Here is a 21,471-nt window from a genome sequence, read left to right as displayed (position 1 = left end):
GCTGTTTATTCCATTAGCGAAACAGTCAATTTTTCAAAAAGATAGGCAAATACAGGCACTTTTCAGAATATGATCATTACCGAGCTGACAGGCAAACACCATCCCTATTAACATATCATTTCAAAAAGCGTAAATTGCGGAGAAATAATGAATTTCAGGTTATTCGCAATAAAAATTAATGCGTTAGCTTTGCAATAATTCAACAGCTTAACTGTGCTAATCAATTTAATTTGCTGTGCAATCAAAGACTTCTTAATTTTGAATTGACACGCCCCCCACTTAAACCGATATTAGCACGCTTAGTTAATCTCCCCCCATTGTATTAGGCATATATGAAGGCCAGCTTAAAAAACTTGAATATTCTGCTGCTGATCTTACTGCCAGCCTTGATCACAGGCGGTTTGTTGATTGCGGTTGGTAATCTATCTGATGGTTTAAGACTTGGCTTTTTATCATTGCCTGGTGTGCTTTTTATTTATCTGGCGATTAGCAGACAAAAAATCTATTGGTATATCCTTGCAATTATCTGGTGGTTTTTGGCTTGGTTAGATGCCTTGCTTCGCTCAAGCACATGGCTTTTATTTAATAGTGATAATGAAGCCTATTTCATTATTGAGGCACTTGCCAATACGAATCGTCAGGAGAGTCTGGAGTTTTTTCAGCTTCATCTGGGTACCATGCTCACTGTGGCGGCAGGACTATTTGCATTAGTCATCCTGTATAGTGTTGCTGTTTTCAAGCTGGTTAAACCAGTTCATTTTAGCCAACTCTGGCAAAGTCGAATTTATCGTGGTTGTATTATTTTACTGGTCTTACTGGCAACCACCAGTTATCTGATGAAACCATCACGTAAGGTACATCCGATTGTATTCTGGACTGACTATCAAGCCAAAATTCAGGATTTCAAAGACCGAATTAAACAGCATAAAAATGTTCATCAACAATGGGACAAAAGTGCCAAGCAAAATCTGGTACTGACAGAACAGGCAAAAGGTAAACAAACCCATGTACTGGTACTTTCTGAAAGTTTAACCAGTTTAAATCTAGGCGTCTGCGGCTACCCTCGCAATACCACACCTGAGCTGGCAAAACGACTGGATGAGATTAAGGTCTTTTGTAATGCTTTCTCTCCTTCACCGTCTACAATCAATGCATTACGTGTACTGTTAACCGAAAGCCCTGCTTCAGAACATAATAAATATTCATCTGAAAGTGTATTGGCCTATGCACGGGCAGCAGGATATAAAATTTACTGGCTCAGTAATCAGGACGATACTTACTTATCTTCTTTATTCGGTTCCTATGCCGATAAAGCAGTCTATAAAAACAAACGCTCTGGTCGTAGTAGCACCTCGTTGGATGAATCACTCATTCCAGATTATCAGCAGGCACTTGCCGATCCTGAACCGAAGAAACTGATTATTCTTCATCTCATCGGTGCCCATCCAAACTATAAAGAGCGTTATCCAGCTGCATTTAACCAGTTTACAAGTGAGAGCAACGATGCCGTAGAAACTGATCTAAAAAATAGAGATATTGATCCGTGGATTCGTTCACTGCGCAATGACTATGATAATGCTGTTTTATATGAAGACTCATTACTTAGTCAATTTCTAGATAATTTAAGAGCAGATGCTACACCAGATTTTAGATCTTTTACTGTGGTTTCTGATCATGGCAATGAAGTCGGACATGAAATTGATTATGCGGGCCATAGTCCAAATACCAAAGCAGGTTATCAAGTGCCTGTGATCATGTGGTCAGATCGCTTAAAGAGTACCGGTGTAGATCAGAAAAAGACTTTAAATACCGCTGAATTAGACAATAATCTGATGCGCATCATGGGACTGAAAGATAAATCCTCCCCACCTCAAACCTATTGGCTTGATGACAATTATGATTTCACACCAGAAGCCAACTGGCCTTATTGGAAGAAATAGACCTTCATTATCTAATTGTTTTTGAATCCAGTTTAGACACAAGCTCAAACTGGATTTTTTATTTAAGTACGACTGCTTTTAAAATTCTTAATATTTTCATAAAACCATCATCTCACTGTCATGTGTTTGATAACTTCCACACTCAAACTAGCGGCTTGAATAAAAAACACATGAGCTTATCTATGTTTAAAAAAGCAGTTCTTTGTCTGAGCCTGATCAGCCTTGTTGGTTGTAATGATGACAATAACAATCAAAACAATACCACACAGCCTGATTACCAGCTTCCTAAAATTCTCGTGGTAGGACATCGCGGTGCCAGCGCATTACGCCCAGAACATACGCTTGCTTCGTATGAAAAAGCAATTGATGACGGCGCTGACTTTATTGAGCCAGATCTGGTATCAACCAAAGATGGGATTCTGGTTGCCCGTCATGAAAATGAAATTGGCGGTACCACCAATGTTTCAACCCTGCCACAATTTGCAGACCGAAAAAAAACCAAAGTGATTGATGGCGTGACTTTAGAAGGTTGGTTTACTGAAGACTTTACATTAAACGAATTACAACAACTGAAAGCACGCGAGCGTATTCCGCAATATCGTCCTGAAAACCAGAAGTATAATGATCTCTTTACCATTCCGACCTTGGAACAAATCATTGAACTTGTAGACGCACATTATAAGAAAACTGGCAAAATCATTGGTCTTTATATCGAAACCAAACACCCCACCTATTTTCAAAAACAAAATTTGGCACTGGAAGATAACCTGCTCAAAACCTTATCTAAGTATAAATATACTCGAGATATCGCACCGATCTATTTGCAGTCTTTTGAAGTGGGCAATTTAAAATATTTAAAAAACCAATTAGATCTGCACAAAAGTGTCAAACATGCCCAACTGATCCAGCTTTATGATGCTCCTGATACTCAACCTGCTGATTATGTCGCGGACAATAATCCAAAAACCTATGCAGATTTAGCAACAGCAAGTGGTTTAAAAGATGTTGCCACCTATGCCAATGGCGTTGGTCCATGGAAAGTCTATGTCTTTAAAGATGAGGCAATGACTAAAACCACGTCCTTTGTTAAAGATGCACATCAAGTCGGCTTAAAAGTACATCCATATACTTTCCGTCCTGAAAATAATTACCTACCAGCAACGTTAAAATGTAGTACAGATAAAGCCAAAGAAGCAGAACGTTGCGCAACAGGCTCAATCAAGGAAATGCAGCTGTATTTCAAGGCAGGTGTGGATGGTATCTTTACCGATGATCCAGCACTGGGTCGCCAAGCCGTACAAAGTTATCAAGCCACAGCAAAATAAACCTTGCTTCAAATTAAGGGCAGCCTGAGCTGCCCTTGTTTATGCATGGCCAAGTTGTTTCTGCTTGGCTTGTTCCCATTGCCACCAGCCATAAGCAGCCAGCCCGACAAAGGCTGCATATAAAGCCGCGGTTAAAAACAACTCTTTATAACTAAACATCCCCACATACAAGATGTTGACGAAGATCCATAAGATCCAGGTCGCGATATGTTTACGACTGGTCCAGTAAGTTGCCAATAAACTAAATGCCACCAGTTGCGAATCCAGCATTGGTACCGCAGCATCAGTAAAATGCTTGAGAATAAGACCAAACAGGAAACCACCCAGCACGGCGAGACCGAGTTGCAGCACTACAGTTTTGGTCGCAATCGTTTCAATCCGAATCTCATGATCTTGGCGTTTGCCTTTTAGCCAATAATAAAAGCCATAAACATTCATCAGAATAAAGAAGAATTGTAGAAGTGTTTCTCCATATAATTTGACCGTAAAGAAAAAACAGGCATACAGCGCACAGGCAATAAAATTAAACCACCAACACCACATATTCCGTCGGATGGTCAAAGTGACACCAATAACACTAATAATCACTGCAATAATTTCTAGAGGAGACAAGAGCACACTTCTTTCATAATTGAATGGCATTATTATGGAAAAATATTCGATTTAAGCAATCACAAATTCTGCCTTTGCACTGATTATATTTTTATCTTTATTTGAGAGAGTGCCTATTTTTCAAGCAAGCCCTATGCTATAAAAGATCAGAATCATCTTCGAATGTCTCATATGTTTAAGCCTAAAGTTTCCTCCCCACGCCCGAATGCGATTGCGCATGACATTGCTGTCTATGCGGCATGGCGACGTGTCTACGCGTTACTGCGAGGGGACTTTATGTATTTCAGATGATGACACTCTAAAACATCAATTGAATCCAAAGGTCGCCTCTGTAGCGACCTTTTTTATTGCCTCAATTTTACCGTTGTTATAACAGGAATCATGCCATGACACAGTTACCCGAAAAGAATGTTCTCTCCATGCCACAGCGACAACCGGCTGTAGCCCCTGTCACCCCTCGCCTTGCTACAGTCGGTCAATTCATTGCCGTGGTGCTGATCTGGTCTTTTACACCTTTAGCTGCCGTGTGGACGGTGCATGAAATTCATTGGGCTTGGGGATTATTCTTGCGATTTAGTCTGGCTATTCCACTGGCATTGGCATGCCTGCTTTATTTTCGCTTGAAACTGACGATCAATAAAACTGCGCTGCTGAGTTATGGTGCAGGGGCAATTGGACTGTTCGGCTCCATGACCTTTTGTTATCTGGGCGCAACACGCGTGTCTTCGGGCATGATCTCGATTATTTATGGCACAGCACCGTTATGGTCTGGGCTAATCGCAGTCTTTATTCTAAAACGCGAACACTTCCTCAAACGTCAATGGTATGGACTTACTCTAGCTATTTTTGGGCTCTTTCTCACCTTAGGGATTGGTGCAGCACATATCCAGCTAGATACGCTTGGGGTCGTCTATGAAATAATCGCCGTATTGCTCTATGTCCTGTCCATGTTTGCAGTTGCGCAGATTGGTGCGGGGATTCACCCGATTATTCAAACAACAGGTTCAACTATCGTTTCATGGTTGGGATATTTGTGTTTATTACCATTTTTCCTTAGCCATGCCCCCACCCAGCTTCCGAGTCTGCAAACAGGCTTGGCCTTGTTGTATAGCGCATTATTTTCATCAGTACTGGCCATGATTTTTTACTTTCATTTAATCCAGAAACTAAACCCGACCACGGTGATGCTAATTACAATCTTAACACCCGTACTTGCGACTTGCTGGGGGATATGGTTCAACAATGAACCTTTGAGTTCGCATCTGGTCATTGGGCTGATTTTTTTATGCTTCGGCTTATTTCTTTATGCTTATCGTCGAAAATAAGGTATAGATTAGGTTTTAAAACTGGCAGGTCAATCGATATGGCCTGTCAGCAATAGTATCTATCAATAAGGCACAGTAAACTATCTCGATCACATCGTGATTTCTCAAAGATTTGCTCAAGGATGAAATAATCTATGCGTTCTTACGTCTTCTGGCTCTGCTTCAGTTTGTTGTTTGTCTTGCAAGGGTGTGTACATGCCACTTCTCAATCAGCATCTGTTACAGGCAAAAGCGTCGAGCTAAAACAGCGCTATTATCAGGCAAAAACAACGGCACCTGATGGAACTGTACTGGCCTTTACGGTTTATCAACCCCATTTAAAACCAGGCCAGACTGCGCCTTTAATTCTGCATACGCATGGCTTTGGCCTTTCTCGGATGAAACGACCAGAACTGAGCTTGTATGGTTTCCTCTTGCCAACAGGTCAGGTCGCGAAAACTGCATGGCAGAATGGCTATTGGGTGATAAGTTATGACCAGCGTGGTCACGGCGATAGCCAAGGGAAAATTCGTCTGACTGATCCAGAAAAAGAAGCCCAAGATGTCATCACCATGATGAATTGGGCAGAAAAAAACTTGCCACAACTGGCGACAAACCAACACGGTGTGCGAACAGGCATGATCGGTGAGTCGTATGCTGGTGGCGTGCAATATATTGCTTCGGCGCTTGATCGCCGATTACAGGCCATCGTTCCTGTCACCACTTGGTATGACATCATGAATAGCCTTGCACCGAATGGTGTACCGAAAAGTAACTGGATCGGTTTTCTCAACCTGATTGGAGATTGGTGGAACTGGAATAAGTTTGATCCCGAACTCAAACAGGCTTATCTTGAAACGCAACAAGGTCAACTTAAAGCATCGACCTATAATTTTCTAAAAACTCATCAAGCCAGCTGGTTTTGCAATCACGCACAGGCACCTCAAGCCGATGCACTGATTATTCAGGGTTTTAGAGACATTCTATTTCCATTTAACGAAGGCGTAAAAGCAGCTCAATGTATCCAGCATGCTCAGCATGAGGTTCATGTGATTGGCGTACAGGGCGGACATTTACAGCCTTTTGCACAGCATTCACCTCGAGGCAACACGCCATTTTGGTATATAGGTAAATCAGTAACTTGTGGTGATCAGCAACCCTATGACCTGCAAAAAACCATATTGTTCTGGTTCAATCAAAAGTTGAAAGATCAAGCACCTACAACCACCTTACCAGAAGTATGTGTGGATCAAAGTCCTGTCACGACCTTAAATGATCTAACGGCTACAAACGCCTACACATTGAATAAAACATGGATAAGGCCGACTGCAACTCAAGCAGTATTTGTGCCCATCCATACCGCGAACCAGCGCAGTTATATCACGGGTGCCCCACGACTCTCTTTGCAGATAGAAACGCCATCTAAAATAGATCCGACCCTATTTATCTCTGTTGCCATTAAATCCCAAGTCACAGGGAAATATGATGTTTTAAATGATCAGACTGCGCCGTTTAATGCGGCCCGAAAACAAAGTTATGATCAGATGATTCACAGCACAACTCAACTGGATGCACAACATTTCATGATTGAGTTACCCAGTATCAATGGGCAATTGAATCAAGGCGATACGCTCGGTTTACTCATCAATACACAGAGTATTTATTATCAGAAAATAAAACAGCCTAAAATTGAAGCATGGATTTCAGGACAAATTGTTTTACCTAAACTTTGGAGTGAAGCTGCTTCAAAATAATTATTTTTATCAAAAAACCAGCGAGAGTGAATTCTACCACTCTCGATTGGCAATCAATTCTTCCATTTCAATATCCAGATAACCGACATCTTGCACCACCATCATCATGGCTTCAGCAATATAATCTGCGGCAGTGTCATCTAAACTTGAATCCAGATCTTCAAATTGCGGTTTCATTTCGTTAATTTCGATCATGGTTTGATGCGCAAAACGATAGATTTCTATTTCAGATAAGTCAGTACGACTCACCTTTTTTGAAAACTTCTGGATATGCTGTTTCACTTCAGCAACGAGAATATCGGGATAATATTCATCGTCAAACATGGGGAGGAGTAAATCTTCAAACATAAAAAATAATATGCCAATAAAACGCCATGCTTATAACATAATCTAACCAAAATCACGATATTTAGGCATAAAAAAAGCGGTTTTTCCGACCGCTCTTCGGGACTTAGAAGAACATCCTCACCCGTTTAGCATTGATATATGCAAAAGTGACGACACATAAGTAATTCCTTTATCCCCTTATTCATGCAACAAGTTGCTGAGCATATTTCGAAAGCTGTTCAAAGCTAATTGAGGCGCCACCACAAACAATCACTAAAACATTTTCCAGCGGCATAAAATTAATTTTTTGATCATATAAAATGGATAAGGTTGCACCGCAGGCGGGCTCAACCAGTGTGCGATGGTCATCCAAAAACTTCAAACATGCATTCACTGCCGCTTGATCAGATACGGTGATCCCTTGAACATTATGGTTTTGCGAAATCATAAATGCATTTTCACAAACTTGCTTCGCTGCTAATGTTGTCGCAACTCCCGTCACTTCATCTAGTTTTATATGTTTCCCTAGCTTCATTGAGTTATTTAAAGAAGCGGTTCCATGGGTTTCAATCGCATAAATTGGAATGTCTAAATGATTCTGAGTTAAACCTTGATGAATACCAGAAATCAAACTGCCACCGCCTACAGACAAAATAACCGCACTAGGATGAATGTCTTCAGCAATCACTTCATCAATAATATGTGCAACCCCATCCCAAAGATATTGATCATCAAATGGATGAATATAAACGGCCTTTTCATTGACATATGAAAGTGCCAACTCATTCGCTTCCATCCATGAATCACCATGAACAATGACCTCGGCATCCTGCTGCACCATCAAATCAATCGCTTTTTGCGAGGTTGTTTTAGGTACCACGACAGTGACGGGAATATTCAACATATTGCCCATATATGCCACTGAAATACCTGCATTGCCCCCAGAAGAACTAATGAATTTCTGCGCACCCTGTTCTACATATTTTAGACAAGCATTGCCGATACTACGCTGCTTAAATGAACCCGTCGGTTGTGATGATTCCATTTTCAACCAGACATTACAATTATTCAGCTCACTTAATTGACTCGATTTAATAAGTGGTGTTTTTATACTTAGTGTCACTTTTTATTCCTAATATAATGATTTTCCTATTAAATATAACATCGTTTTAAATCTTTTCTTTAACCGTTGGATTCATTTCTCTGGGCATTTTTGATAGTGAATTTGACCAAATATTATAATTATTCAGCTCACTTAGCTGAGATATGCTGAATATCATTCCCTTTAGAGGAAAATCAATATGAGTCACGGCCAGAAACATTACCGTTCCTGACCATTGCCCCAAAACAAGCTTTAATCCTTTTTCGCACTTAAGCTTTTGGCAATCTTCGCTAACTCGACAAACTCCTCTCGCATTTGATAAGGATCAGGTTTCGCTGATTGTTGTGCTAACTGAATAATTTGATCCCATCCCATTGCGCCATTGTACTGCCCGCCTTTTAACTGCTGGGCATAAGAAGCGACTGCAATCGCAAAACGAGTATCATTATTGGCTTGAGCAAGGAGCTTACTTTCAGCTTTTACAGCTTGGTTTAAAAGAATGCTTTTTTGCTGATTTGGCAGCTTATAGCGCAAGTCTACAAAGGCATATTCAGACTTTTTCGCTGGTTCTGTTTTTGCCGATGCCTGATAGCGTGAATCATTAAGCCAGCCCTGTTGACCGACTGGAACGATTTCATAAATAGCCGTGACATTATGTCCAGCGCCAATATCCCCTGCATCAACTTTATCGTTATTGAAATCTTCCTGTTTCAACATTCGATTTTCATAACCGACTAAACGATATTCTTTCACGGTTGCTGGATTAAATTCGACCTGAATTTTGACATCCTGCGCAACGGTTGCAAGCGTTGATGAAAGCTGACGTTGTACCACTTTTTTCGCTTCATTTTTATTGTCGATATAGCTGTAATTGCCATCGCCTGCATCCGCCAGTTGTTCCATCAACTGCTCATTGTAGTTTCCTGTACCAAAACCTAATGTCGTTAAAGAAATACCACTTTTGCGTTTCTCAGCCACCATGCCTTTTAAGGTACTAAAATCAGTAATACCGACATTAAAGTCACCGTCCGTCGCCAGTAAAATACGGTTAATGCCATTTTTCACAAAGGCTTTTTCAGCCTGCTTATAAGCCAGTTGAATAGCTTGCTCACCTGCGGTTGCACCACTTGCCTGTAATGCATTAATCACGGCCAATATCTTATCTTTTTGATCACCAGCAGTTGGTTCTAACACCAGCTTTTCACCACTGGCATAAGTAATAATGGTGACTTTATCCTGTGCTCGAAGTTGCTCCGTCAATAAACGCAATGTTTGTTTAACCAAAGGCAGTTTGTCTGCTGCATCCATACTGCCCGAGACATCAACTAAAAATACCAGATTGGCAGGTGGCAATTGTTTAGTGCTTAAATCTTTGGCCTGAATGCCGATTTTGATCAGTTTGGCATTTTCTTTCCACGGTGAATCCACCGTTTCTGTCGTGACTGAAAATGGGTGAATACTATTGGGTTGTGGATACTGATAATCAAAATAGTTAATCATCTCCTCGGCACGGACGGCATCGACAGGCGGTAAACGACCATCATTCAGGAAACGACGTGTGTTGGTATAGCTGCCTGTATCCACATCGATACTAAAAGTTGAAACGGCTTGATCAACGACACGATGAACTGGATTGACCTCATTTTTTTGGTATTTTTCAGTGTTCTGTTGTAAACGTGGTCTTTCCATGGTCGGCATGACTGCAATATAAGATGCTGGTGTGATCATCTTACGCGTTTGTGCCAATCGTTGATTTGACATGGTCATCGGTGCTGGCGACACAGGGATCGCAGTTTCAATTGCAGCTTGATCGTACTGTTTAACAGGTGTACTACACGCCGCCATCATACAACTGAGTGCAGTTAAGACGAATATTTTTGTTGATTGATGCATTGTTCAGTTCCCCAATTCTATTTCGTTTTTTCAAATAAAGTCGCTATACGAAGAATTGTATGCAAAAAAAGAAAGATACACCGTATTCGAATGTATCTTTCCAGAATGGCTGATCAATGATCTAAACCGTTGTTTTATTCAATCGCATAATTGATGGTCACCACCACACGGGCAATTTTATTAATGGTGGCCTTGTCATAAGCACCACCATAATCACTGTCATCATCCGAGCCACTTTCTGGCAAGATATAAAATGCACCTTGGCTGGCTGAACGCATCATGCCCACTTTCACACCACCCACTTTGGCAAACTCATTGGCACGGCTATAGGCATTCTTGGTGGCATTGGCAATCAAGGACATTTTTATTTCTTCTAAATTCGATACTAGATATTCAGGTTTCTGCTCAATCGCAATGCCTTTTTCATCAAGGAGGTAAGCATCTTTGGCCGCCTGTTCAATCTTTTTAATATCACGGCTCGCAATGACTAAGGATTGTAACGCCATATAGCCTTTAAACTCACGATTGATTCTCCCTTCCCCCATATTCACTTCTTCATAATAGGGCTGAGAACTTTTATTTCCGAGTTGCATATCAGCCGCTTTAAAACCATGCTCAACAAAAAAGCTTTGTAATTCTTTCATTTGTTGATCAAGCAATTGATACGCCTGTGGAATCGTGTCAGATGTGTGGCTGGTTTGTAAGTGAATCTCCCAACGTGCTGAATCAGCCTGAATTGGTTTTTCAGCCAATCCTTTGACTGTAATTGAATTTTTGGTGCTATTAAACTGTTTCAGTGCATAGCCCATGACGCCAGCAGAAATAATAAATCCAAGACTCAGAATGAGTGCAAACACCCATAAACTTTTATATGTAATTGTTTTATTTTCCATTTTTAATATCACTTCGCTTATTTTATAGCCTTGTTATATTTAATCTGATCAGGCAAGTCAATAGAGCCCTTGTGCTCTACTGACATCTTAGTTGCTTTTAAGCCTGCATCATTTTCCAGACTTTTATTGCATCGCTAGTGGCTTTTACATCGTGTGCCCGAACGATACTTGCCCCTTGCTGAATACTTAAAAGGTGCCCTGTCACACTGCCCACTGCACGCTCTTGAGCAGGTACACCATTTAAGGCTTCGCCAATAAAACGTTTTCGTGATAAGCCCGATAAAATTGGATAGCCCATTCGATTGAGCTTCCAGAACTCATTCAGCAATTGAAAATTTTGCTGCGCATTTTTGGCAAAGCCAAAACCAGGATCGATAATAATATTTTCAGGTTTAACTCCAACCGCAATGGCCTGATCCAGACGTTGTTGTAACTCCTGAATCACATCTTCAGTCACATCCTCATACTGATCTAACTGATTCATATTGGTCGGTTCACCACGCATATGCATCAACACCACAGGAATATTTAACTCTGCTGCTGTTTCTAAGGCTTGTGGTCGGGTTAAGGCACGCACATCATTCCAGATATGCGCACCTGCTTGGACGGCAGCGCGCATGACTTCAGGCTTACTGGTATCTATCGACATGATCACATCATATTTTGATAATGCATCGACCACAGGAATGACACGACGGAGTTCTTCCTCTAGCGCCACAGGGGATGCATTTGGGCGTGTAGACTCACCACCAATATCAATAATGCTCGCCCCATCTTCAATCATCTGTAAGGCATGCTGAATCGCCTGATCTTTTTGATGGTGCTGCCCACCATCACTAAATGAATCAGGCGTAACATTCAAGATTCCCATCACCTGAGGTTGTGAAAGGTCTAAACTTAAACGACCACAAGGTAATTGAATTTGGGGTAATGGCATCAACTGCATCATCAAAACTCTTTGCACTTTAACCAGTCTAGTTTAACAACACAGCTTATCCGGCGTTGCTGATTTATTTTCAGTTTAGCTCAAAATCCAGACAAAAAAAGAGCGACCGAAGTCGCTCTTTTATCTAATCTTTGATTAGCCCATTGCTGGTAATGGTGGTGGTGTAGATGGACCATCTTTCGGTGGTTCAAATGCAGCCACTGGATTATCAGCAACATAAACTTTAGGTGGTTGCGGTTCACGACCTTCCATGATGTCACGGATCTGGTCACGATCGATTGTTTCCCAATCCATCAACGCTTTCACCATTGCATGTGCGATATCTTTGTTATTTTCCAAGATGTCACGTGCAACTTTATATTGCTCATCCAAAATACGACGAACTTCTTCATCTACCTTTTGTTGAGTCGCTTCAGAAATTGTACGGCTACCGACATTACCGAAGAAACCATTCTGGTTTTCATCTTCATAAACCATGACGCCAAGCTTATCTGACATACCATATTTGGTCACCATTGCACGCGCCATTTTGGTTGCACGTTCAAAGTCGTTAGATGCACCTGTCGACATTTGGTTAATAAAGACTTCTTCCGCGATACGACCACCAAACAAGATTGAAAGTTCATTCAACATCTTATCTTTATAGTGGCTAGTCTGATCTTGCTCAGGAAGCTGCCAAGTCACACCCAATGCCCAACCGCGTGGCATGATCGTTACTTTATGCACAGGGTCTGTACCCGGTAAAATCTCAGCAACAATCGCATGTCCCGCTTCATGGTAAGCCGTTGCACGACGTTCTTCTTCACGGATGACCATCGATTTACGTTCAGGACCCATGTAGATCTTGTCTTTGGCATCTTCAAAGTCATGCATATCCACCGTATTTTTATTACGGCGAGCAGCAAACAATGCAGCTTCATTGACTAAGTTTGCAAGTTGCGCACCTGAGAAGCCCGGTGTACCACGTGCAAGAACTTTAAGATCCACACCTGTCACTGAAGGAAGTTTCTTCAAGTGAACATTCAAGATTTGCTCACGACCACGGATGTCAGGTAAACCGACCATCACTTGACGGTCAAAACGGCCTGGACGAAGTAATGCTTTATCCAATACGTCTACACGGTTGGTCGCAGCAATCACGATTACGCCTTCATTACCTTCAAAACCATCCATCTCAACAAGCATCTGGTTCAAGGTTTGTTCACGCTCATCATGACCACCACCTGTGCCCGAACCACGATGACGACCCACTGCATCAATCTCATCAATAAAGATGATACATGGCGCATGACGTTTCGCTTGTTCGAACATGTCACGAACACGAGAAGCACCGACACCGACAAACATTTCAACGAAGTCAGAACCAGAGATACTAAAGAATGGAACCTTAGCTTCACCAGCAATTGCTTTCGCTAATAATGTTTTACCCGTACCCGGAGGGCCAACCATCAGCACACCACGAGGAATGGTTGCACCAAGGCGTTTAAATTTGGCTGGGTCTTTTAAGAAATCAACGATTTCAACCACTTCTTGTTTTGCTTCATCACAGCCAGCTACGTCACTAAATGTTAACTTGATTTGATCTTCAGATAACATTTTCGCTTTTGACTTACCAAAGCTCATAGGACCGTTTTTACCACCAGCACCACCGCCCATATTACGCATGAAGAACATGAATAATAAGATGATGAGTAATACTGGGAAACTTGCAATGAGAAGTTGCATCAAAATGCCTTGACGTTGCGGTGCTGTGCCCTCAACCACTACATTTTGTTTATTTAAGCTTGGTAGCAACTCAGTGTCTTCTACTTGTGGACGAACCGTCTCAAAAGAAGAACCATTGGTTTTTTCACCATTAATATTTAAACCGTCGATTGTGACTTGTTTAATTTGCCCAGCATTCACCGCTGCAACGAAATCAGAATATTTCATCGCTGCAGGCTTATTGCGGTCACTGACGTTGCTAAAAATCAAAATCAGAACACCGAGTATGATGAGCCACAATACGGCATTCTTGAAGTAATCGCTCAAGGCTTTATTCCCATATCAATCTAATTTGATCATACCTAATCTTGGCTGACCTTCACAAAAACAGCAATGAATTTGCGTTGCAAAAAACTTAAAAGGTACAAAATGCACAATTTTTAACAACTTGGCAAGTACACTTTTATTGCAATGCCTTTTTACGACCTTGACCAATCAAAAAAACTTCTTTCGATCGAGCACGTGATGCCGCAGGTTTGGCTGTTTTTAATACATCAAAACTATCGACCACCTGTTTTCGGAACTCGTCAAATCCTGAACCTTGGAACACTTTAACAATAAACTGTCCGTTTGGTCCGAGAACTTTCTGAGCAAAATCCAAAGCCAATTCACATAAGTAAATCTGACGCGGTTGATCAACAGCCCTATTACCTGATGTATTGGGGGCCATATCCGAAATTACAACGTCTACTTGACGCCCATTTAAAATATTTAACAATTTTTCGAAAACTTCTTCTTCACGGAAGTCACCTTGCAAGAAGGTCACATCTGGAAGTGCATCCATTTCCAAGATATCTGATGCAATCACCAGACCATTGGCACCAACCAATTTACCTGCAATTTGTGACCAGCTTCCTGGCGCTGCACCCAAGTCAACCACGGTCATGCCGGGCTTGATCATTTTATATTTTTCTTGGATTTCAAGTAACTTATACGCCGCACGTGCGCGATAACCTTCCTTTTGTGCTTTTTTTACAAAGGGGTCATCTAAATGCTCTCTCATCCATGCACGACTGCTTTTAGACAATTTTTGATTGGTAATGCGTGTCGCCATAACTCACTAAATTTCAAAAAACTTCTGATGAGTCATTGTACGTGAAAATTACGCCCATTACAGTACGGATGTACTTCATTCACACGAACTTTTACAGATTTTTTTCGATCATCCTGATTGGTTATTTCTGCAATTTTTCACATATTTGTTTGAAGTGTCTGTCTGCTGAATCTATCTTAGAATCGGGATGCAAGTTATACTAGGTCGTTTTTCGAATCAGGTATTTTTAATGGCGGCTTTATCTATCCATGAACGTAAGCGTTTACGTCAAATCGGTCATGCACTTAATCCAGTTGTAATGATTGGTAGCCAAGGTCTTACAGAAAACGTCATTGAAGAAACAAATCGTGCGTTAAACGACCACGAATTGATTAAAGTGAAAATTGCGGGTGAAGACCGTGATGCACGTGGTGCAGTGATTGACGCGATTGTGGAAGCAACTGGCGCCGAATCTGTACAAAAGATTGGTAAAATTGTTCTACTCTATAAAAAAGCGGCGAAACAAAACCAGCACTTGTCTAATTTAGTTCGTTTTGCTCACTTAAGTAATAAGTAATTACGATGGCAAGTTATGAACTATCCGCTTTTGATCGCTTTAGTGCCATTACGGTCGTTGGGGCGATTGAGCAACAAACACCAGCAACCTTGAATGTTGGTTTTTGGGTTCGTGACCCAAATCAATTTTTGATTTACCCAGATCAGGTTACGGCGCATCCACGCCATGATTTTTTATGGGAACAGACGTGCTTTGAAATTTTTGTGGGCGTGAAAGATGAAGATTTCTACCGAGAAATCAATCTTTCCCCTTCTCAAGCGTGGCAAGTCTATCAATTTGAAGAATATCGTTTCCCTGAAGATATGCCGCCTGTCGCTGCGTATGATATTGAACTGAACCATTTGCAACGCACTCATTATGGTTTGAATGTCAGTCTGGATTTCTCCCAGTTTATGCGTCAGCATCAACTTAAATGGACTGACATTTATATCGGTTTAACGGCTGTACTCAATACCACTCAAGGTATGCATTATTTTGCAATGCAGCACAGCAGTCCTCAAGCTGACTTCCATAATAAACGCGACTGGTTACATCAGTTTTAATATTTTAAGCAGAAAAAAAAGCGAGAAAAATTCTCGCTTTTTTTAATTTCCGAACAATTAGCTTGTACGGACTTTATTCCATGCTTCAACAGCCTGCTCTTTGGTACGCTTAAAACTACCGACCAATGTATCTTTATGCTTCACTGAAATCTGGCTAATGTCATCTTTCAGTTCTTTGCTCACTTTAGTTAAGTCTTCAATCAATGCATTCAATTCAGTTTTCAATGCATTTTTCAATTCAAGTAAATTGCCTTGAGATGAATTCAGCTGAGTTTTGATGACTTCAATACGTTCTAAAAGATCCTGCTTGATTTGCGCAAACTGGTTTTGAACATTTTGATTTAACTCTTTTGCTTCAGTCTCAATTTTTTCCTGAGTTTCCGCCAAAGCTTCTTTCACTTGACCTTGAGTTTCAGTGATCACTTCTTTCGCCTGTTCTTGCGTTTCAGCAATCACTTCTTTTGCTTTTGCCGTTTTTTCTGCGACAACTTCTTTCGCTTTCGCAGTTTTCTCAGCCACAGCGGTCTTCACTTCAGCAGTTTTTTCAGCAGCAACTTCTTTTGCCTTCGTTGTTTTCTCAACGATTGCTTCTTTCACTTCTTCAGCCGTTACAGGTGTCGTTTGATTCTCAGCCATTTGGATTCCCCTCTTTATTGATTGTTAATTTTGGCTGTGTATAGGATAAAACGGTCACTTCTTAAACACTAAAAAAATTGTTAGACAATTTGCATAATATCTCATGATAACCATATCAACGTGATAGATTTGGCAATAGACACCGATCTAACCGCTTTGGAGAAGAAATCGTGTAATTCCTGATTTTAATAAACAAAAACACATAGACTTTTCACGCACTCATGCGTATAATGCGCTGTTAAGTTACAAGCGAGCAGACTGGAAGGAGGGGCATGTTTTTTTAAGACGGCCTGCCTTTTTTTATGTCTTCTCGCTTTTTTACAGCCTTATTTTTGTGGTCTTAGTTCAGGAGCTTTGGTTTGAGCACCCCCGCCATTTTAGCCCTCGCAGATGGAACGATCTTTAAAGGAACGTCTATCGGTGCATCGGGTAGTACGACTGGTGAAGTCGTTTTTAACACTGCCATGACTGGTTATCAAGAAATTTTGACCGACCCAAGCTACGCACAACAAATTGTGACGTTGACTTATCCTCATATTGGAAATACTGGCTGTAATAGTGAAGACGTTGAATCAGGTCGCATCCATAAGGTATGGGCGAATGGTTTGATTATCCGTGATCTTCCTTTATTGCACAGCAACTTCCGTTCTGAACAATCATTAAGTGAATACCTAGAGCAACATAATGTGGTTGCCATCGCAGATATCGATACCCGAAAATTGACACGTATTCTTCGTGACAAAGGTGCACAAAACGGTTGTATCCTTGCTGGCGAAAATATTACAGAAGAACAAGCTATTGCGAAAGCACGTGAATTCGGCGGTTTAAACGGTCTCGATCTTGCGAAAGAATGCTGTGATCCGACGGGTTTTGAATGGACTGAAGGTTCTTGGACTTTAGGTCAGGGTTTCAATCAACCAGAATTAAAATATCATGTTGTTGCATACGATTATGGTGTCAAAACCAACATCTTACGTATGCTTGCAGACCGTGGCTGTAAATTGACAGTTGTTCCTGCACAAACACCTGCTGAAAAAGTTCTCGCTTTAAATCCAGATGGCGTGTTCTTGTCAAATGGTCCGGGTGACCCAGCAGCATGTGATTATGCAATCGAAGCAGTAAAAACAATTGTTGAAACCACAACATTACCTGTATTTGGTATTTGTTTAGGTCATCAGATTTTAGCACTCGCTTCTGGCGCAAAAACCATGAAAATGAATCATGGTCATCACGGCGCAAACCATCCTGTACAAAACCTTGAGAATGGTACAGTGATGATTACTTCTCAAAACCACGGCTTTGCTGTCGATGAGAGTACTTTACCAGCAAACTTGAAAGTGACACACCGCTCACTGTTTGATGGTACAAACCAAGGTATTCATCGTACTGACAAACCAGCATTCAGCTTCCAGGGTCACCCTGAAGCCAGCCCTGGTCCACATGACTGTGCTCCGTTGTTCGATCATTTCATCGAACTTATCGAAGCAGCTAAGAAGTAATTAAGGAGCGAATAATGCCTAAACGTACGGATATTAAAAGCATCTTAATTATTGGTGCTGGTCCTATTGTCATTGGTCAGGCGTGTGAGTTTGACTATTCAGGTGCGCAAGCATGTAAAGCGCTGCGTGAAGAAGGTTATCGCGTTATTCTGGTCAACTCTAACCCAGCGACCATTATGACTGACCCTTCAATGGCAGATGCAACTTATATTGAGCCAATCACTTGGCAAACTGTTGCACAAATCATTGAAAAAGAACGTCCAGATGCAGTCCTTCCAACAATGGGTGGTCAAACTGCATTGAACTGTGCCCTTGCATTAGATGAGCACGGCGTTCTTGAAAAATATAATGTTGAACTAATTGGCGCATCAAAAGACGCGATTGAAAAAGCAGAAGATCGTAAACTGTTTGATATCGCGATGCGTAAAATTGGTCTGGAATGTCCAAAAGCTGCCATTGCTGAAACAATGGAAGAAGCTTTGGCAATTCAAGCTGGTTTCGGTTTCCCTGTCATCATCCGTCCATCATTCACGATGGGTGGTTCTGGTGGTGGTATCGCCTATAACCGTGAAGAATTCCTTGAAATCTGTGAACGTGGTTTCGACCTCTCTCCTACCCACCAGTTATTGATTGATGAATCTTTGATTGGCTGGAAAGAATACGAAATGGAAGTTGTTCGTGACAAAAACGACAACTGTATCATCGTATGTGCGATCGAAAACTTTGACCCAATGGGCGTTCACACAGGTGACTCAATCACCGTTGCGCCTGCGCAAACATTGACAGACAAAGAATATCAATTAATGCGTAATGCATCGGTTGCAGTTCTTCGTGAAATCGGTGTTGAAACAGGTGGTTCGAACGTTCAATTCGGTATTAACCCGAAAGACGGCCGTATGGTTGTGATCGAGATGAACCCACGTGTATCACGTTCATCTGCGCTTGCATCTAAAGCAACAGGTTTCCCGATTGCAAAAATCGCGGCGAAACTTGCAGTGGGTTACACCCTTGATGAATTGAAAAATGACATCACTGGCGGCGTAACTCCAGCATCTTTCGAACCATCGATTGACTATGTTGTTACCAAGATTCCACGCTTCAACTTCGAGAAATTCCCACAAGCTGAGCCTGTATTAACGACTCAGATGAAATCTGTGGGCGAAGTGATGGCGATTGGTCGTAACTTCCAGGAATCTGTACAAAAAGCACTTCGTGGTCTTGAAGTTGGCGTAAGTGGTTTTGATGAAAAAATCGAAGCTGGTACTGCCAATGCCAAAGACATCATCCTAAAAGAGCTTAAAGTACCTGGCCCAGAGCGTATCTGGTATGTTGCGGATGCATTCCGTCACGGTTTCTCTTTAGATGACGTATTTGAAGCAACCAAGATAGACCGCTGGTTCCTGATCCAGATCGAAGACATCATTAAAACTGAAGCTCAAGTGAAAACTTTAGGCTTTGGTGATTTAAATGCTGACAATATCCGCTCGTTCAAACGCAAAGGTTTATCTGACCTTCGTATTGCGGACTTGATGGGTATTTCACAAAAACAATTCCGTAAACATCGTTGGAACTTGGGTGTATATCCAGTTTACAAACGTGTTGATACTTGTGCAGCAGAGTTTGAATCTGGCACTGCTTACATGTATTCAACTTACGATGAAGAATGTGAAGCAAATCCATCAAACCGTGACAAGATCATGGTGATTGGTGGTGGTCCTAACCGTATCGGTCAAGGGATCGAGTTTGACTACTGCTGTGTACACGCTGCGCTTGCAATGCGTGAAGACGGTTACGAAACAATCATGGTGAACTGTAACCCTGAAACCGTTTCAACCGACTATGACACATCTGACCGTTTATACTTCGAGCCTGTAACACTTGAAGATGTACTTGAAATCGTACGTACCGAGAAGCCTAAAGGCGTGATCGTACAGTACGGTGGTCAAACACCATTAAAATTGGCACGTGCTTTAGAAGAAGCAGGTACACCAATTATCGGTACATCTCCAGACGCGATTGACCGCGCTGAAGACCGTGAACGTTTCCAGCAAATGATCCAACGTTTACAGCTTCGTCAACCGAACAATAGCATCGTAAAATCTGCTGAAGAAGGTATTTCGGAAGCGGCTAAAGTAGGTTATCCGTTAGTTGTTCGCCCATCTTATGTATTAGGTGGCCGTGCGATGGAAATCGTGTATAACGAAGAAGAGCTTAAACGCTACCTTCGTGAAGCTGTACAAGCATCAAATGAAGCACCTGTTCTGCTTGACCACTTCCTTGATGATGCAACTGAAGTCGATGTTGACTGTGTATCTGACGGTAAAGATGTAGTGATCGGCGGTATCATGCAGCATATTGAACAAGCTGGTATTCACTCTGGTGACTCTGCATGTTCGATTCCTCCGTACTCTCTTTCTCAAGAAGTTCAGGATGAGATGCGTCGTCAAACTGTTGCAATGGCAAAAGAGCTTGGCGTAATTGGTTTGATGAACGTTCAATTCGCAGTAAAAGGCGATGATGTTTACGTGCTTGAAGTGAACCCACGTGCATCACGTACGGTTCCATTCGTATCGAAATGTATTGGTGATTCTCTAGCGAAAGTGGCTGCACGTTGTATGGCAGGCCAATCACTTGAATCTCAAGGTTTCACTAAAGAAATCATCCCAACCCATTTCGCAGTGAAAGAAGCGGTGTTCCCATTCGCTAAATTCCCTGGCGTAGATCCAATGCTTGGCCCTGAGATGAAATCGACAGGCGAAGTGATGGGTGTAGGCAAAACATTTGGCGAAGCATTCTACAAAGCCGTACTTGGTTCAAACGAACGTTTACCTGGCCTGCCAACTGAAGGCGAAGTGAAGCATGCATTCTTATCTGTTCGTGAATCAGATAAAAAATACATTGCCAACATCGCTCAACAGTTGATTGACTATGGTTTCAAACTTGTTGCGACCAATGGTACACACCGTGTATTGAAAGAAGCGGGTATCGAATGTGAAGCAGTCAATAAAGTGACCGAAGGTCGCCCACATATTGTTGACCGCTTGAAAAATGGTGAAATTCATCTTATTGTCAACACAACTGAAGGCAAACAAGCTCAGTATGATTCTGCCATGATCCGTCGTGCTGCCCTCCAAGGCAAAGTGTATTACACCACCACGATCAACGGCGCAGAAGCAGTTTGCCAAGCATTTGCTGTGAAATTGCCAATGGATGTATACCGCTTGCAAGATTTACAAACTGTAGGTTAATTCTCTACCGATAAAGTCCCGTCACCTTATCGGTGGCGGGCTTTTTCTTTTTTTAATCCTGTATTTTCCCAACCAA

The 21,471-nt window shown here is 41.7% G+C and carries 18 protein-coding genes; 9 read left to right on the top strand and 9 right to left on the bottom strand.

All coding sequences use genetic code 11. The annotated features are described in order from the left end of the window. The first annotated feature begins 332 nt into the window (after nt 1–332). Nucleotides 333–1,940 carry a phosphoethanolamine transferase gene (locus IEV36_RS05725; protein WP_005259149.1) on the top strand — a complete coding sequence of 536 codons (1,608 nt, stop codon included), beginning with the start codon at nt 333–335 and terminating at the stop codon, nt 1,938–1,940. 182 nt (nt 1,941–2,122) lie between these two features. Next, nucleotides 2,123–3,265 (top strand): glycerophosphodiester phosphodiesterase, encoded by a 1,143-nt coding sequence (locus IEV36_RS05720; RefSeq protein WP_005259150.1) that lies wholly within the window; start codon nt 2,123–2,125, stop codon nt 3,263–3,265. A gap of 39 nt (nt 3,266–3,304) precedes the next feature. Here the strand turns inward: IEV36_RS05720 and pnuC are convergent, their stop codons facing one another. Then, nucleotides 3,305–3,877 (bottom strand): nicotinamide riboside transporter PnuC, encoded by a 573-nt coding sequence (pnuC, locus tag IEV36_RS05715; protein WP_188393544.1) that lies wholly within the window; start codon nt 3,875–3,877, stop codon nt 3,305–3,307. Between the two features lie 162 nt (nt 3,878–4,039). Between pnuC and IEV36_RS18890 the strand changes: the two genes are divergently transcribed. The 3 genes from IEV36_RS18890 (at nt 4,040) to IEV36_RS05705 (ending at nt 6,935) form a co-directional block, all read left to right on the top strand. Further along, nucleotides 4,040–4,168: a hypothetical protein gene (locus tag IEV36_RS18890; RefSeq protein WP_264822109.1), complete on the top strand. Its 129-nt coding sequence runs from the start codon at nt 4,040–4,042 to the stop codon at nt 4,166–4,168. Nucleotides 4,169–4,263: 95 nt separating this feature from the next. Next, nucleotides 4,264–5,202 carry a DMT family transporter gene (locus tag IEV36_RS05710; protein WP_005259154.1) on the top strand — a complete coding sequence of 313 codons (939 nt, stop codon included), beginning with the start codon at nt 4,264–4,266 and terminating at the stop codon, nt 5,200–5,202. Between the two features lie 134 nt (nt 5,203–5,336). Then, nucleotides 5,337–6,935 carry an alpha/beta hydrolase family protein gene (locus IEV36_RS05705; RefSeq protein WP_005259156.1) on the top strand — a complete coding sequence of 533 codons (1,599 nt, stop codon included), beginning with the start codon at nt 5,337–5,339 and terminating at the stop codon, nt 6,933–6,935. Between the two features lie 33 nt (nt 6,936–6,968). Here the strand turns inward: IEV36_RS05705 and IEV36_RS05700 are convergent, their stop codons facing one another. From IEV36_RS05700 to rlmE, 7 genes are all read right to left on the bottom strand, one after another. After that, nucleotides 6,969–7,283: a DUF5713 family protein gene (locus tag IEV36_RS05700; RefSeq protein ID WP_005259158.1), complete on the bottom strand. Its 315-nt coding sequence runs from the start codon at nt 7,281–7,283 to the stop codon at nt 6,969–6,971. A 181-nt stretch (nt 7,284–7,464) separates the two neighbouring features. Then, a complete protein-coding gene (locus IEV36_RS05695; RefSeq protein WP_005259159.1) occupies nt 7,465–8,385 on the bottom strand; it encodes a pyridoxal-phosphate dependent enzyme in 921 nt (306 codons plus the stop codon). Between the two features lie 231 nt (nt 8,386–8,616). Beyond that, nucleotides 8,617–10,257 carry a vWA domain-containing protein gene (locus IEV36_RS05690; RefSeq protein ID WP_005259162.1) on the bottom strand — a complete coding sequence of 547 codons (1,641 nt, stop codon included), beginning with the start codon at nt 10,255–10,257 and terminating at the stop codon, nt 8,617–8,619. Nucleotides 10,258–10,391: 134 nt separating this feature from the next. Continuing rightward, nucleotides 10,392–11,150 carry an SIMPL domain-containing protein gene (locus IEV36_RS05685; protein ID WP_005259165.1) on the bottom strand — a complete coding sequence of 253 codons (759 nt, stop codon included), beginning with the start codon at nt 11,148–11,150 and terminating at the stop codon, nt 10,392–10,394. A gap of 97 nt (nt 11,151–11,247) precedes the next feature. Further along, entirely contained in the window at nt 11,248–12,096 is an 849-nt protein-coding gene (folP, locus tag IEV36_RS05680; protein WP_032864098.1) for a dihydropteroate synthase, read from the bottom strand. A gap of 135 nt (nt 12,097–12,231) precedes the next feature. Continuing rightward, the gene (gene ftsH / locus IEV36_RS05675; protein WP_004651936.1) at nt 12,232–14,127 is read right to left on the bottom strand and encodes an ATP-dependent zinc metalloprotease FtsH; all 1,896 of its coding nucleotides are present in this window, start codon (nt 14,125–14,127) and stop codon (nt 12,232–12,234) included. 136 nt (nt 14,128–14,263) lie between these two features. After that, nucleotides 14,264–14,914 carry a 23S rRNA (uridine(2552)-2'-O)-methyltransferase RlmE gene (gene rlmE / locus IEV36_RS05670; RefSeq protein WP_004774825.1) on the bottom strand — a complete coding sequence of 217 codons (651 nt, stop codon included), beginning with the start codon at nt 14,912–14,914 and terminating at the stop codon, nt 14,264–14,266. A gap of 229 nt (nt 14,915–15,143) precedes the next feature. Between rlmE and yhbY the strand changes: the two genes are divergently transcribed. After that, the gene (gene yhbY, locus IEV36_RS05665) at nt 15,144–15,470 is read left to right on the top strand and encodes a ribosome assembly RNA-binding protein YhbY (protein ID WP_004774823.1); all 327 of its coding nucleotides are present in this window, start codon (nt 15,144–15,146) and stop codon (nt 15,468–15,470) included. A 5-nt stretch (nt 15,471–15,475) separates the two neighbouring features. After that, nucleotides 15,476–16,012 carry a DOMON-like domain-containing protein gene (locus IEV36_RS05660; RefSeq protein WP_004774822.1) on the top strand — a complete coding sequence of 179 codons (537 nt, stop codon included), beginning with the start codon at nt 15,476–15,478 and terminating at the stop codon, nt 16,010–16,012. Nucleotides 16,013–16,069: 57 nt separating this feature from the next. Here IEV36_RS05660 and IEV36_RS05655 read toward each other — a convergent pair whose 3' ends face one another. Continuing rightward, nucleotides 16,070–16,648, bottom strand: coding sequence for a hypothetical protein (locus IEV36_RS05655; protein WP_005259171.1), 579 nt, complete (start codon nt 16,646–16,648; stop codon nt 16,070–16,072). 359 nt (nt 16,649–17,007) lie between these two features. On the opposite strand from IEV36_RS05655, the gene carA reads away from it, so the two are divergent. Both carA and carB read left to right on the top strand, forming a co-directional pair. Further along, complete coding sequence (carA, locus tag IEV36_RS05650; RefSeq protein WP_005259172.1) at nt 17,008–18,147, top strand: glutamine-hydrolyzing carbamoyl-phosphate synthase small subunit; 1,140 nt, start codon at nt 17,008–17,010, stop codon at nt 18,145–18,147. A gap of 14 nt (nt 18,148–18,161) precedes the next feature. After that, complete coding sequence (gene carB / locus IEV36_RS05645) at nt 18,162–21,395, top strand: carbamoyl-phosphate synthase large subunit (RefSeq protein WP_004774817.1); 3,234 nt, start codon at nt 18,162–18,164, stop codon at nt 21,393–21,395. Nucleotides 21,396–21,471 lie beyond the last annotated feature (76 nt).

Origin of the sequence: Acinetobacter vivianii, assembly GCF_014635885.1 — a bacterium.
Lineage (GTDB): Bacteria > Pseudomonadota > Gammaproteobacteria > Pseudomonadales > Moraxellaceae > Acinetobacter > Acinetobacter vivianii.
This window is presented reverse-complemented; position numbering and strand designations above follow the sequence as displayed.

Coding starts and splice junctions, on each gene's coding strand:
- IEV36_RS05725 (WP_005259149.1), top strand. CDS start 333: ATGAAGGCCAGCTTAAAAAACTTGAATATTCTGCTGCTGATCTTACTG.
- IEV36_RS05720 (WP_005259150.1), top strand. CDS start 2,123: ATGTTTAAAAAAGCAGTTCTTTGTCTGAGCCTGATCAGCCTTGTTGGT.
- IEV36_RS18890 (WP_264822109.1), top strand. CDS start 4,040: ATGTCTCATATGTTTAAGCCTAAAGTTTCCTCCCCACGCCCGAATGCG.
- IEV36_RS05710 (WP_005259154.1), top strand. CDS start 4,264: ATGACACAGTTACCCGAAAAGAATGTTCTCTCCATGCCACAGCGACAA.
- IEV36_RS05705 (WP_005259156.1), top strand. CDS start 5,337: ATGCGTTCTTACGTCTTCTGGCTCTGCTTCAGTTTGTTGTTTGTCTTG.
- IEV36_RS05700 (WP_005259158.1), bottom strand. CDS start 7,283: ATGTTTGAAGATTTACTCCTCCCCATGTTTGACGATGAATATTATCCC.
- IEV36_RS05690 (WP_005259162.1), bottom strand. CDS start 10,257: ATGCATCAATCAACAAAAATATTCGTCTTAACTGCACTCAGTTGTATG.
- IEV36_RS05685 (WP_005259165.1), bottom strand. CDS start 11,150: ATGGAAAATAAAACAATTACATATAAAAGTTTATGGGTGTTTGCACTC.
- folP (WP_032864098.1), bottom strand. CDS start 12,096: ATGCAGTTGATGCCATTACCCCAAATTCAATTACCTTGTGGTCGTTTA.
- rlmE (WP_004774825.1), bottom strand. CDS start 14,914: ATGGCGACACGCATTACCAATCAAAAATTGTCTAAAAGCAGTCGTGCA.
- yhbY (WP_004774823.1), top strand. CDS start 15,144: ATGGCGGCTTTATCTATCCATGAACGTAAGCGTTTACGTCAAATCGGT.
- IEV36_RS05660 (WP_004774822.1), top strand. CDS start 15,476: ATGGCAAGTTATGAACTATCCGCTTTTGATCGCTTTAGTGCCATTACG.
- IEV36_RS05655 (WP_005259171.1), bottom strand. CDS start 16,648: ATGGCTGAGAATCAAACGACACCTGTAACGGCTGAAGAAGTGAAAGAA.
- carB (WP_004774817.1), top strand. CDS start 18,162: ATGCCTAAACGTACGGATATTAAAAGCATCTTAATTATTGGTGCTGGT.